The 13,776-nt window shown below is 70.2% G+C and carries 7 protein-coding genes and 3 pseudogenes; 6 read left to right on the forward strand and 4 right to left on the reverse strand.

All coding sequences use genetic code 11. The annotated features are described in order from the left end of the window. Positions 1 to 48: 48 nt before the first annotated feature. Together ABC766_RS03130 and ABC766_RS33965 are read left to right on the forward strand one after the other, a co-directional pair. Positions 49 to 593, forward strand: a pseudogene (locus ABC766_RS03130) (IS5 family transposase); the annotation flags it as partial. A 523-nt stretch (positions 594 to 1,116) separates the two neighbouring features. Then, positions 1,117 to 1,245 (forward strand): annotated as a pseudogene (locus tag ABC766_RS33965) (transposase); the annotation flags it as partial. A gap of 225 nt (positions 1,246 to 1,470) precedes the next feature. On the opposite strand, the gene ABC766_RS03140 reads toward ABC766_RS33965, so the two are convergent. The 4 genes from ABC766_RS03140 to ABC766_RS03155 all read right to left on the reverse strand — a co-directional run bounded on the left by ABC766_RS03140 (position 1,471) and on the right by ABC766_RS03155 (position 6,235). After that, positions 1,471 to 3,246, reverse strand: a complete 1,776-nt coding sequence (locus tag ABC766_RS03140; protein ID WP_345821114.1) for a glycosyltransferase family 61 protein — start codon at positions 3,244 to 3,246, stop codon at positions 1,471 to 1,473. A gap of 43 nt (positions 3,247 to 3,289) precedes the next feature. Next, entirely contained in the window at positions 3,290 to 4,399 is a 1,110-nt protein-coding gene (locus ABC766_RS03145) for a DegT/DnrJ/EryC1/StrS family aminotransferase (protein WP_345821115.1), read from the reverse strand. Positions 4,400 to 4,547: 148 nt separating this feature from the next. Then, a protein-coding gene (locus tag ABC766_RS03150; RefSeq protein ID WP_345821116.1) for an IS630 family transposase occupies positions 4,548 to 5,503 on the reverse strand; the annotation gives its coding sequence in 2 pieces (ribosomal slippage) (positions 4,548 to 5,152 and positions 5,152 to 5,503; 957 coding nt in all). An 87-nt stretch (positions 5,504 to 5,590) separates the two neighbouring features. Continuing rightward, positions 5,591 to 6,235, reverse strand: a complete 645-nt coding sequence (locus ABC766_RS03155; protein WP_345821117.1) for a NeuD/PglB/VioB family sugar acetyltransferase — start codon at positions 6,233 to 6,235, stop codon at positions 5,591 to 5,593. 266 nt (positions 6,236 to 6,501) lie between these two features. Between ABC766_RS03155 and ABC766_RS03160 the strand changes: the two genes are divergently transcribed. The 4 genes and pseudogenes from ABC766_RS03160 to ABC766_RS03175 all read left to right on the forward strand — a co-directional run bounded on the left by ABC766_RS03160 (position 6,502) and on the right by ABC766_RS03175 (position 13,736). Continuing rightward, entirely contained in the window at positions 6,502 to 9,174 is a 2,673-nt protein-coding gene (locus tag ABC766_RS03160) for a glycosyltransferase family 61 protein (RefSeq protein WP_345821118.1), read from the forward strand. After that, a complete protein-coding gene (locus ABC766_RS03165) occupies positions 9,171 to 10,214 on the forward strand; it encodes an NAD-dependent epimerase/dehydratase family protein (RefSeq protein WP_345821120.1) in 1,044 nt (347 codons plus the stop codon). The genes ABC766_RS03160 and ABC766_RS03165 overlap by 4 nt, the downstream gene beginning before the upstream one ends. 127 nt (positions 10,215 to 10,341) lie before the next feature. After that, a pseudogene (locus tag ABC766_RS03170) lies at positions 10,342 to 10,977 on the forward strand (DedA family protein); the annotation flags it as partial. Positions 10,978 to 11,582: 605 nt separating this feature from the next. After that, entirely contained in the window at positions 11,583 to 13,736 is a 2,154-nt protein-coding gene (locus tag ABC766_RS03175) for a hypothetical protein (protein WP_345821122.1), read from the forward strand. Positions 13,737 to 13,776 lie beyond the last annotated feature (40 nt).

The following is a 13,776-nucleotide window of genomic DNA, read 5'->3' on the forward strand; positions in this document are numbered from 1 at the left end:
GCATCCCTCGCCGCATGGTGGTCAACCGTACCACCACATCGCGGGATCAAACAGGTCTGGGTCGGCTTGTTCGAGACGTTGGCCCAGGCCGGCGGACCGCCCTCCCAGGTGCTGATCGATTCCACGGCCATGAAGGCGCACCGCTGCGCCGCCGGGGGCAAAGGGGGGAGCAGAGCCAAGCCATTGGCCGCTCGCGAGGCGGGCGCACGACGAAGATCCATGCCCTCACCGACCGCTTCTGCCGGCCGCTCGCCTTCCTGCTGACCGGCGGGCAGGCCGCCGACTGCAAGGCCGGCGCGCTGCTGCTCGAACGCCTGCCCGCCTGCCGCATCGTGCTGGCCGATAAGGGCTACGACAGCGACGCCATTCGGCGGCAGATCGAGGCGGCCGGGGCCGCGCCCAACATCCCACCCAAGATCAACCGCCGCTGGAAGCCGTGCTTCTCCCCGGTGCTCTATCGAGGGCGCAACGCCATCGAACGCATGTTCGGCCGTCTCAAGGACTTCCGCCGCATCGCCACCCGCTACGACCGTTTGGCGACCAACTATCTCGCCGCCGTCTGCCTCGCCGCCACCGTCAGCTACTGGTTATGAGTCCGGAAGGTAGTACGACCCGGGATCAAGTAGCGCACCCTGTTGGATTACGCTTGGCAGTGGCCGTTCTGCTGTCATTTTGCCCGATTAAAGTGCGCTCTGCTCGCTTGCTGTGACTTGGTTATCTTGATGTGAGACCTCCTTGGCGTCTTCACTGATGCGCAGGGCGCGTTCGATGAGACTAGGACGGGGTCGCTGGTAGGTTGAATTGGCCAGCGCTGGATTGACCCCCAGACGCTGGCGCAACACCATGGCGGGCGCGAGCCTGTCAGGCACGCTCAGCCGGTGACCGTTTTAGCTCATTTAGAAGCCGCACAGCGCGATCCCCAGGTCAGCGTCGCTTTAAGGCGGTATGACCGAGCGCCTCGCGCTGATCGCGGCGGTGAAGCGCTCGCTTACGCGTTTCTGGATCAGCTGCTGGCCGGCGCCGATCCCAAGTCGACGTTCGAGGTCGACTGCCTGCTGGACGAGTTGAAGAAGGCCCTTGCCGAGCAGGCGCTGAACGCCCAGGTTGGAGTTGATCGACGCGGTGCTGGAGAAAGTCGCCGCCTGGCAAGCGCGGCCGCTGGAGCCGGTCTATCCGTTCGTGTTCTTCGTCGCCCTGCGGATCAAGGTGCGTGATGAGGGCGTGGTCCGGAACAAGGCCGTCCACAGAGGCAGGCGGGCTTGCGGCAGAGCAGGCGGCGCAGCCACAGTCGCTCGCGCAGACAGGCGGCTCGGCGCTGCGTGGGCAAATCGTCGAGGTGGCGCTGGTCGCAGCCGTGGATGAGATCCGAGTGTCTGCCGCAGACCGGACAGCACCGCGCGGTCGATCGCTGATTTGGCAGCACCGTGATGCGGGCGTGTGGCCATCAGAGCGCGCTGCGGAGGACGTGCGTCACGGTGCGCTGCGATTGAGGGATTCTAGGCCGCGGAGAACCAGCGCCGGAGCCACGGCGTAGTTGGCGTGGAACGCGTGAACCGCCTCGCCGGCGACAGTCTTGCCGCGAATGAACAGCAGCCGCGCGCCACTCGACTCGATCATGCTGGTATAGCCCCGGAAGTTGAACGAGCGCTCCTCATGGATCATGGCGATGATCTTGGCGTGCGGATTGCAGAAAATGCAGTTGGTGAGCGCCGAACTGGCTGATCCGACGATCACGTCGGCGGAGTGGTAGATCGCGACCTGCTCCGGGAATGTGAGTTTCTCGGGATAGACGACTTCGAAGCCGTGCGGGGCCAGCGCGGCGATGATCTCGGCCTCGTTGACGAGCTGGCGCTGCATGAAGCCGCGCCGGGAAAGGATGATCCGCCGGCCCGTTCGCTGCAGATCGGTCCCCAGTCCGGAAAGCCGCTCCAGCACCTTTCGGCGCATGCCGGCGAGGACATCCTTCGGCCAGATCGCGTCGTAGACCGGTACGCCGGGCCGTGAATCGAACGGGAAGAACGTCGGCACCGGCGCGACGCCGAGTTCCCGGAAGCGCGCGGCCCTGGCAGGCAGCGGCAGGATCCGCCGCCCGCGCTCGTCGAGCAGCTCCACGATCTGCCGATGGCTGCCCGGCATGTGATCGTCGATGCAGATCGGGAAGCCCGCGGGACAGGCGCGGTCGTTGAACCACAACATCCGAGGCACGAATTCAAGGAGCCAATGGCCGTAGTTCTTGCTCTGCAACCCGAACATCATCAGCCCGGCATCCAGGCTCTGCGCCTCAGCGGGCTCTTCGACGAGGGCGCGCCCGGCGCCGTAGACGGCCGTCACGATCTGATCGGGGTTCACCCCGTCCTTGATGTCGGCGATGCCGCTGAGCGGGTGGGCGGCCAGATCGTAGATCAAGCGGTTCCCCTGCAGCACGAGGTTGCTGCGCGGGAACGTCAGGCAGTCCTTGAACCGCGCGACGTATTGCGGTGGCGCGTCGAGGGATCCGCAGGCCGAGGTCAGAGCCACTGGACCTTCGAGGAAGGCGATCACCGGCTCGGCGATCCGGCGATGGCCGAGCAGCTCGCGGTATTCGCCCTCTTCTGCCTCGGCGGCTTGGCGGGCGGAGACGATGTCGTAGATCCGCAGCGGCCCCAAATCCAGGACGTGCCGCGTCCGCTCGTGGAGCGCCTGCGCCTCCTCGTGCCGGCCCTCCTCGGCCAGGGCGTTCATCTGCAGGATGCGCAGGTTCCGGATCTTGCGCTCGAGGGTATCGCCGTCGATCGTCAGCGCTTGACCGCCCAGCAGGTCCCGCGCGAGTCGCGCGAGCAGGTAGCTGCGCACCGCACCCTCGGCGTCGCCGGCGAGCTCGTAGTCCCAGGCGATATGAACGAGAGACGGGTCGTTCTGCCCGCGGTCACCGGCGTCCGCCTTGGCGTCGCGCAAGTCCCGCAGCAGCCCCTCCACCGGGTCGAACGCCCCGCGTTGGCAGAAATCGAGAATGCGCGTCCGGAGGGCGGCGAGACGGTACGGTGCCGCCTGGGCGGGCGTCACCCGAGCGGCCAAGTCGTAGGCGCGCGCGGCGAGGTCGAGCCTGTTCTCGCCCTGAAGCCGGAAGGCCAGCGTGGCGAGGTGCTGCGCGGCGACCTGCAGCCGGCCGTTCACCAGCGCGGGAAGGTCGCCCTCGATCGCGTCGAGCGCGGCGGCGCCGTTCGACCGGTTGGCCTGCGTCAGGATCCGCCGGAAATCGCCCTGCATCGTCCTCGACCGTTCCTCTCGGCAACCCACTCCGCGCGGCGCCTCAGCGGGCCGCCAGGGACCGCTCGGCGCTGGCGCACACCGCCGCGATCTGCTCTGACGTGATCGTCGGGAAGAACGGCACGCCGATCGTCCGCGCGGCCACCGCCGCCGTCCGCGACAGGCCGTCGTGCCGGCAGGTCTCGAAGGCGGGGTGCGCCTGGCAGCCGGTCCCGTACCAGCGCCGCCACTGGATCCCGTCCGCGTCGAAGCCCGCCGTGACCGCCTCGACGTCGGCGGGCTCGAACAGCGCGCTGATCGTCATGGTCAGCCACTCCCGGCCGAAGCCCGGCTGCATGCGCACGCCGATCCGCTCGAACCCCGCGACATAGGCGAGCGACGCGGCCTGCAATTGCGCAATGCGCGCCTCGAGGCCGTCGAACACCGCCAGTCCGACCGCGGCGGCGTATTCGGAGATCCGGTAATTGCCGCCCCGGACCTCCGAGGCGCGGCTGCTCGCCGAGAAGCCGAAGCCCGTCATGGCGGTGGCCCGGGCGACCAGATCGGTGTCGGTGGTGAGGATCGCCCCACCCTCCCCGATTCCGAGCGCCTTCGTGGCGTGCAGGCTGACGCAGATCGGCTGCGCGCCCACGCGGCGCAGGTTGAGCGTGGCGGCGGCGGCGTCGAACACCACCGGGATCTGGTGCGCCGCCTCGAACGCCTCCCAGGCCTCCACATCGAGCGGCGCGCCGTAGGGGCTGACCACCACCACGGCGGCGACATCGCCCTCGGCCGAGGCCAGGGCCCGCGCGGCGATCGCGGGCGTGAGCGCCAGCGTCTGGGGATCGACGTCCGCGAAGAAAGGCTCCAGGCCGACATTGACCGCCGCATGCGCGGTGGCGGCAAAAGTGTAGGCGGGCATCAGGCAGAGCCGGCCCTTCCGGCCGGCGATCCGGCAGCGCAGGGCGAGTTCGATGGCCGTAGTGCCGCTGCTGGTGATCGTCGCCGCCACCGGTGCGTCGCCGGCACGCCCCGACACGAAGCGGCAGAGCCTGTCGGTGAACTCGCGGGAGAGCGGCCCGTAATTGCTGTAGATGTGCGACTGATCGATCCGGCGCAGATACGGGACGATCGCATCCGTCTCCGGCAGGCTTGGAATGAGCACGGGGATCATCGTCGAGACACGTCCTGACTGTCGGCCGCCACCATCCTCGTGCGCACACCCGGTGACGGTATCCGCTATACATGGCCCGGCAGGCGCGCAAAAGGCGCCGATCCGAGGGCACGCCGTCTGCCCCCTCCCCGGCTAGAGCCGTGCCCTTTCAGGTTGGCTCATAGGCATCGTATCCAGCTGCGGTGAGGTAGTTTCGGCACTCTTCCGGTCGGACGGCGGCGAACGCGTCCTCGATGGCGATGGTCAGGTCGGCGGCGGTCCGTGCTGCAGCCGTCCGGAGGAGGGCTTTGACCTTGGCAAAGACCTGCTCGATCGGATTGAAGTCGGGACTGTCGGGCGGGAGGTAGAGAACCCGTGCGCCGACCGCCTCGATGGCCTCGCGCACCCCGGCGACCTTGTGGGCGTTCAGATTGTCGAGGATGACGGTGTCACCGGGCCTCAGCACCGGAGCCAGGGTGTCGGTGACGTAGGCGCGGAAGCGCATACCATTCGTGGCTCCATCGAAGACGCTCCTGGCGATCAGTCCCGTGGCGCGCAGGGCGGCGGTGATGGTGGTGGTCTTGTAGTGCCCGTGGGGCACGGCGATCCGGCAGCGCTGACCGCACGGAGCACGACCATAGCGGCGGACCATCTTCGTCGTGGCCGCCGTCTCGTCGAGGAAAACCAGGCGATCTGGATCGAGGTCGGGTTGGCCATAGAACCAGTCCTCGCGCGCGGCCCTCACATCCGACCGCGCCTGCTCGGCCGCGTGGACAGCCCCTTTTTACGGGTGATCCCATGCCGGGCGAAGAAGCGTGACAGGCTGCTCGTGCTTGCCCGGACGCCGCGTTCCGAGAGCCTGTCGCGCAGTTCCCGCAGGAAGGAGAGCGGGTATTCTTCGTTGAGCCGAAGGATCAGGGCGGCCTGCGCTTCCAGACGCCGCGAGTTGCGGTCGCCGCCCATGGGCTTGGGCGCGATCTGCCCGTCCTTTCGGAAGCGCTCATGCCAACGGACCGCGCTGGCCGCCCCGACCCCGAAGCGTTTGGCCGCCCGACGCCGCGATGCACCCGCTTCAATCGCGGCGACCACACGCTCGCGCAGGTCCACCGACAGGGCTGAAGGCATGGCAATCCTCCATCACAAGCCCTTCCAGTCAATCACACGCCAGACAGATCGCCTACCTCAAGCGATTCAACCCGCCAGGGCGCGGCTCTAGCCCCGCCGCACGGGTCGCGCCGGATTGCCGAACACCGTCTGGCCAGGCGCCACGTTGCGGATCACCACGGCGCCCGCGCCGACCACGGCATGCGCGCCGATCCGGATCCGCGGAATCACGCAGGCCCCGGTGCCCAGGAACGCCCCCTCCTCCACGCGGACATGCCCGGCCAGGTGAACGCCGGGGCTCAGTGTCGCGAAGTCGTCGAGCACGTCGTCGTGGGCGACGGTGCAGCCCGGGTTGACGAGGACGTGCTCCCCGAGGCGCGCATCCGTCGTGATGGAGGAATGGCCGAGCATCACGGCACCCGCGCCGATCTGGCTGCTCGCTCCGATCAGCACCTCCGGATCGATGATCGAAGTGAACTGGGCGCCGATCTCCGCCCGAAGATGCGCGACCGCCCGGGCCCGGGGCCCGGGCTCGCCGAGGGCGACGACGAAGCGCAGGCTCGCGTCGCCCGCCAAGCTGCGCACATCGCGAACCACGGGCCGGCCCCGAAACGTCTCCGGCGCATCGATCCCGGGATCGACGATGCTGGCTTGCAGCTCGATCGCGGTCCCGTGCGCGTTGAGGCGCTGCAGGGCGTCGACAATCTCGCGGGCGAGCGCGCCGGCGCCGTACAGGACGAGGCGGACGGTCATCGTGCCCGGATCCGGGATCGGATCCGTCCGCGGCCCGAATGCAGCGTGTCGTTCCGGTCGTCGTCCATGCGCGGGGATCCCTGCCTGCCCGGTGCCCTGCCCTACACGAGACCGCGTGCGCCCTCCAGCGCCGCGTCCGCCGGCCCTCCCCGGAGAGGGCCATTCGGATATCTCGTCACGGCACGCCGGTTCCAGTACACCGCCCGCGAGGGCGCGCCGTTCGACCGGCGCGCGGACGGGCAGGGTCGATCAGGCGCGCAACCGACATGAGGCCGACGCAGACCTTCATCGACCTGATCCGGACGGTCCATCGCGACAACGCGCCGGACGTCCTCGCGCAGATCCGCACCCTTGCCGCCGAGGAGCGCGAGCCGGTGCGGCGCGGCGCGCTGTGCCGGCACCTCGAAACCCTCGCGTTCCGGCTCGAGGGCGACGAACGGCTCGGCGCCGCCGCCGAGACCTATGACCTGATCGCCGCCCTGGTCCCCGGCCCCCGGGCGCGCTGGACGAGGGCCGCGGCCACGGCGCGCCTGCGCGACCTGTGCGAGCGCGGCCGGTTCGCCGAGGCCGAGGCTTACATCGCGGGCCTGCGCGCCGACGCTGAGGCGCCCGTGCTGATCCAGGACGGGCTTGCGACCCTGCTGCGGCTCGGATGGGCGTACGAGTGCCGGAACCAGCCCGAGCCGTGCCTCCATTGTTACCGCCTCGCCTATGACCTCAATGGCGGCGACGCGGGCGTGACGACGGAGGACGGAGACCGGCTCAGCACCAAGGTCAAGAACCTGCGCCGCCTGCTCCTCGATACTCTGCTGGAGGACGGGCGCTTCGACGCGGCGATCGCGCTCCACGCGGCGACGCGCCACGTCACCGGCTCCGGGCCCCTGGAGGCTTACGACATCGTCTCCGTCCAGGCCCTGGCGGCGGCTGGCGGCGCCCGCGTCATCACGGTGCTCCCGGAGCGCCGCATCGCCGCGCCGGATCTGCGCTTCTGGGAACCGCCCCCGGCCCTCCGGTCGGAGGCCGGCAGCCTGGACATCCCGGCCCAGTACCTCGCTTTCCTGGAGGGCGCGCGCGCCTTCCCGCGCAGCAACGTCGTCATCGCCGGCGGCAAGCTCGTCTACGACCTCGCCGCCCATCCGCGGCGCCCGGACATCCTGCTGCAGGACGGCCTCAACCCCGACCAGATCATGACCGCCGCCTTCGGGGCCACGCGGGCCCTCGTCGAGGTGCCCGAGGCCGAGCACACGATCGCGGCCGGCCTCATGATGTTCGGCCTGCAGAGCCGGAACTACGGGCACTGGTTCTGCGAGTTCGTGCCGCGGATGCTCTGCTACAACGACCCGCGCTGCCCCGACGGGATCCCGCTCTGCATCGACGACCACATGCCGGGGGCGCACGCGGAGATCCTGGGCCTTCTCGACACGCGCGACCGGCCCGTGATCGTGCTGCCGCCCAGGCCCGTCGCGTTCGGGCTCCTCGGGATGGCGCCGGTGCCGGCCTTCTTCCCCTTCGACATGAAGCCCGGCCGCCCCTTCTACGACACGGTCTGGCCGGCCGACGTCTTCGGGGCGATCCGCCAGCAGATCCTCGACCGCGCCCGCGCGCGCGGGGCCCTCTCCGGCCGGACCGACCGGCGCCTGTTCATCTCGCGCAAGGCCTTCACCCAACGCGCCCTCGTCAACGAGGCGGAGATCGCCGAACGGCTGCGCCCCCTGGGCTTCGAGGTGATCTATCCGGAGACGCTGACCTTCCTCGAACAGGTCGAGGCCTTCCATTCCGCCGAACTGGTGGTCGGCTCATCGAGTTCAGCGCTCAGCAACGCCCTGTTCTGCCGACCCGGCTGCCGGATCCTCGGCCTGATCCACGAGGAGTTGTCCTTCAACTTCCGGGGCTATGCCAGCTTCATCGAGGCCGGGGGCGCGCGGATCCTGTTCCTGCGCGGCCGGACCCTCCCGCGCCCCGGCGTGCACGCCTTCCACGTGAGCTATACGGTCGACCCGGGGCGGGTCGTGGCCGCCGTGGCCGCACTCGAGGCCGAGGTCGCCACCGGCGCACCGGCCGGCTTTTCGATCGCGGCTGCGGACGATCGGCCGATCCGTGTGCCGGATCGCGGTGCCTCCCGGCTGCAGGACAAGCGGACCGTCGGGCCCGCGCGCGTCGACCCAGACCGGCTTGCGCGGGTCAGGACGCTCGCGGCCGGCCCCCATGCGGGCGCGGAGGCAGGCCTGTGCGCTCTGGAGGCGGTGGCCTACGTCGCCGGCGAGCCCCATTCGGACGAGCCCGCCTGCGCGTCGCCCAGCATCGCCGCCTTTGTCCGAACCTGGAGCGATCGCCTGCCGCAGGATGCGCGCGATGCCCTGATCCTGCCGCTCGTGCCGCGCTTGGTCGGCACCCGGGGCTCGGAGGCTCTGGAGCGCCGGCGGGTCGCCCTGGTGGCCGATTGGCTGATCCGCACCCACCTGCCGGCGTGGTTCCGCCTCGCCAAGCTGAACGTGGAGGGGGACGAACTGGCCGACCTGCCCGAGGTCGAGGACGTCGCCCAACTCGTCTCCCTGTGCGATCACCTCAAGCGCGCGCGCAAGCGGGCGGCCGTCGCCAACCTGACCCTGCGGCAGACCGGCTCGGCCGTTCGGGCCGCGGCCTGGGACGCGGCCCATCAAGCGGCCTGGGGCACCGTTCGGGACGCATTGGAGGCCGCGGGCCCGTCAGTCCTCGCCGCCGGCTGGGACGCGGCCTACGCGGCCGCCTACGCGGCGGCCCGCGCCTGCGGGAAGGCGCCCCTCGAACCGACGCGGCAGGCGCTTCAGCGCTCAGCCCTGACACTGGTCGAGCGCATGATCGAGGCCCGTGAGCCCGATCCCGCCGATCCGGGCCGGCGGCCGGAAGATGCCCTGCCGGCCCCCACGCCGATCCAAGACGGCGCTGAATGTCGGCCATGAGTGAGACCCGGCAGGGCCCGCAGCCGCTCGATCCCGCCGGAGCCGGTCAGCCCGCGCCGTCCATGGCGGGGCTCCGCTGCCTCGTGCTGGGCGGCGGCGGCTTCCTCGGGCTGAACCTGTGCAACCGCCTCGCGGCGGCGGGGGCCGAAGTCACCTGCTTCAGCCGCAGCCACATCCAGTCCGAGGTGCTCGACCGACGTGTCGCCCGGGTCACCGGCCAGTTCGCCGACCGCCTCGCGATCGCCAACGCCGTCGAGCGTCAGGACGTCGTCTTCCACCTGATCGCCGGCTCGATCCCGGAAAGTTCGAACCGGGATCCGTCCGCGGAACTCGCCGCCGCGCCGATTGCCACCCTGCATCTGCTCGAGATCTGCCGCTCGGCCCGGATCAGGAAGCTCGTGTTCTCGTCCTCCGGCGGCGCGATCTACGGTATTCCCCGCGCCATCCCGATCCCCGAGCAGGCGCCGACCGACCCGATCTCGGCCTACGGCATCGGCAAGCTGATGATCGAGAAGTCGCTCCACCTGTACCGGCATCTCCACGGGATCGACTACCAGATCCTCCGGATCGCGAACCCGTACGGCCGGTTCCAGCTCGGCACCAAGCACCAGGGCCTGATCGGCAGCTACATCCACCGTGTCCTCTTGGGCCTGCCGCTGGAGGTCTGGGGTACCGGGGAGGTAGTGCGCGACTTCCTGCACGTCGACGATGTCAGCGACGCGTTCCTCGCCGCAGTGTCCTATGACGGGCCGCACAAGGTGCTGAATGTCGGCAGCGGCAGGGGCCTGAGCGTCAACCAGATCATCGCCGAGCTGGAGGTGGCCTTCGGCCGGGATCGCCTGCCCTGCATCCACAAGCCGAGCCGCGCCGCCGACGTGCCCGCCAACGTCCTCGACACCGCGCTGATCCGCTCCGAGCTCGACTGGCAACCGCGCGTCGCCCTGCGCGAGGGGCTCATCAGCACCATTGTGTGGATGCGCGCCCATCTCGCTGAGATCGGAGCGGGCGCTGCGGCGCCGCACCCCGCCCGTGAGGGATGAAGCGCCCGTGACCGCGGTCGCGGCCGACGGCGCGACGGAGCCTGTGCAGCAGGCTTGATCGTCACTCCGCCCCGGAGCGGCCACGTTTGTCGTCGACAGCGCGACCTGCGAGCCGCACGGAGACCGCATGTCCTTCCTGCACGATCTGCCGATCGCCGACCTGATCGCGCACTATGGCTACCTGGCGATCTTCGTCATCATCACGCTGGAGAGCGCCGGCCTGCCCCTGCCGGGCGAGACGGTCCTGCTGACCTCGGCGGCCTATGCCGGCAGCACCGGCAATATCAACATCGCCGTGGTGGTGGCCATCGCGGCAACCGCGGCCATCCTGGGCGACAATGCCGGCTACTGGGTCGGCCGCCGCTGGGGTCTGCCCCTGCTCCTGCGCAAGGGGCATCTGATCGGCCTCGATCACGGCCGGCTCAAGCTCGGCCAATACCTGTTCCGCCGGCACGGCGGGAAGATCGTGTTCTTCGGCCGCTTCACCGCAATGCTGCGCGCCTATGCAGCGGTGCTTGCCGGCGTGAACAAGCTCGACGCCCGCCGCTTCTTCGCCTTCAATGCGCTGGGCGGCATCGCCTGGGCCTCGATCATGGGCTTCGGCGCGTATCTCTGCGGGCGCTCCATCGAGAACGTCATGGGGCCGGTCGGCCTTGGGCTGCTGGCCTTCGTCCTGATGGGCGCGGTCGCACTCTGGCTGTTCATGCGCCGGCACGAGGCGCGCCTGATGGTCGCCGCCGAGGCGGCGATCCCGGGGCCGCTGGCCGAGGGGCCGGACGGGACCGCGCCGCAGGGGGCGCCGCTTGCGCGCGACGACGACGCCGCGCGGCGCGACCGGATCCAGGCGGATTTCGCGGACCAGGTCGAAGCACTCCTGACCCAGCGGGAAGCCGGCCGGAGCGATACCGGCCTCGATGCGATCGTGCCACCGCGCCGACGCGCCCTGCCCCTGTGGTTCAAGATCCCCGCCCTCATCGTCGCGTCGGCCATCGGGATGACGCTGGTCTCGTGGCATGATGGCGTGACCGGTGGCTTCTACGGACGCCTCGTCGGGCATGTCGGGATCCTCGGCGCTGCGCTGATCCTCGTCGTGCCGGTCGTTCTCCTGATCGTCATCGGCTGGCGTCTGTCGGGCCCGGGCGCCGCGCCCGACACCGCAAAGGGGACCGCCGGCGCGTTGGCCTGATGGAGCGGGCCCGCGCCTCAGGCCCCTCCTCCGCCGTCGGGCAGGGTAGGCACACGGGACCCGCTATGCGAGAAGCCCCCGCGCGACGGCTCGGCGGGACGTGAGCGCGCCGGCCGGACGGTCAGACGTCCCTCCGTCCGGAGCCGGCTCGTGAGGGCGCGCCGAGAGAAACGGACGACGGCATGCATCCGGATCTGGCTGGATTGTTCGACGCGGATTCGGTGACCCGCCGCTACGGTCACCGCGGCGTCGCGACGCCGGAAGCCTACGCGGCCGAGGGCTGGTGCTCCGAACTCGATCCGAATCCCCTCTTCGATTCGGACTTCTATCGGGCGCAGGTGTCGGCCACGGAGGCCGTCAGCCTCAGCCCGGCCGAGCATTACTGCGTCCATGGCGCCGCGATCGGGCTCGATCCCGGTCCGCTGTTCAGCACCCGCACCTATCTGACCCTCTATCCCGATATCGCCGCAGCCGGGGTCAATCCCCTGGGCCACTATCTCCATTACGGGGCCCCGGAAGGACGGCTGCCCAACCTCCTCGAAGGCCGCGCCCTTGCCGAGGCCAGTGCGGCGGCGCTGACCCACGATCCAGAAAACCCCTATGCACGGGTCCAGGCCGCGTCCGAGCGGCTGCACGCCAACGATCCCGCGGCGGCGCTCGCGCTGCTGGCGGGCGGTCCGGTCGCCGGCCTTCAGGCGCTCCTCGTGCGCGTCGGAGCGCTGCTCGCCCTGGGGCGGCGCGACGGGGCGCTCGAGGCTGCCCGCGCAGCCGCGGAGGTCGAGGGCGCCGGCCTGATCGCCCGGTGCGGTCTGGCCGCCTACCAGGCCGAGACGCTGGGCCGGCTGGGGACCGCAGCGGCGGCCTACGAGATCGCCCTGGCGGTGGGCTGCGAGGATCCGGCCCTGTTCCGGTTCCGCCTCGCGGTGATCTTCCGGACCTGGGGCCGGCTCGTGGAATCCGAGGAGCAGGCGCGCCTCGCCCTCGAACTCGGCGATGCCAGCCCCCATACCCGAGCCCTCCACGACCTCCTCGCCCGCGACCGGACCCAGGCCGAGCGGCTCCATGCCGAGAGCCGCGCCGTTCCGGATTTCGCGCCGCAAGCGTGGCAGGCGGCCAACCAGGCCTGGGCCGCCCACCCGCAGGTGACGGGTCCGATCCGGCCGGCCCGGCTCCGAGGAACCGGCCTCCTCCTCGTCGATTCGAGCTTCCCGTCCCGGTTCTCGGCGTTCCGCTACGGCGAGCTGCTCACCTATCTGTCCGCCATCCCGGACAGCCGGGCCGCCTCGTCGCTGCGCGACATCGACCGCTACCGGCCGGACCAGACCTTCCTCGACGAAGTGCGGCAGTTCGAGGCGGAGCATCCGACCCTGGCCGGCCGGGTGCGCGCCCTGAACACCGACCACGATCTCAGCGCCAAGGTCCTGCACACGACCTTTCTGCACAACGCCGCCGTGCTGCTGACCTCGAACCCGGACCTGCGCGCCGAGCGCTTCGTCTTCACCCTCTATCCGGGGGGCGGCTTCATGCCGAACGATCCCGTGTCGGATGCCAAGCTCCGGCGCGTGCTCGGCGATCGCCGCTTCGCCAAGGTGCTCACGACCCATACCCTGCAGCGCGACTACCTGCTCGACCGGGGCTGGTGCGATCCGGATCAGATCGCCTTCGTCTTCGGCGCCGTCTCGCCCGATTGCTGGGATGTCGCGGCGAGCGCGCGTTGCTCCCGGATCGGGCGTCCGCTGCAGGACACGATCCGGATCTGCTTCGTGGCGCAGCGCTATACGGAGTTCGGCATCGAGAAGGGCTGCGACGTCTTCACCGACCTCGTCCGCCGCTACGCGGGCGATCCGCGCTTCGAGTGGCACTATGTCGGCGACTGGACGCCGGACCTGCTCGGCCTCACGCGGATCGACCGTGTCCGTTTCCACGGCGTGCAGCCGGCCTCGTTCTTCCAGGACTTCTATCCCGGCATGGACATCGTCATCTCGCCCAACCAGTCGCCGATGGAGCGCGACGGCGGCCGCGGATCCTTCGACGGCTTCCCGACCACATCCTGCGTCGAGGCGGGCCTGCGCGGCGTGGCGATGTTCCTCTCCGATTCCCTTGCCCTGAACCGCCGGCTCGACGGGTCCCCCGCCATGCTGCCCGGCGAAGAATTCGAGCTGATCACGCGCGACGCCGACGGGATCGCCGCCCGGATCGAGTTCTACGCCGGGGACCGGGAGGCGCTCCGGCGGCTCGGCGAGGCCGGCCGGCTCGCCATCCTGCGGGAATACAGCTTCGAGCGGCAGATGCGGCCGCGCCTCGACCTGCTTCGGGGACAGCTCGATGCCGCGTAGAGGCGCGGCCCGGCGGATCGCGCAGAGATAGGTGCACGCG

The sequence above is a fragment of the Methylobacterium fujisawaense genome, from assembly GCF_039619325.1.
Lineage (GTDB): Bacteria > Pseudomonadota > Alphaproteobacteria > Rhizobiales > Beijerinckiaceae > Methylobacterium > Methylobacterium fujisawaense.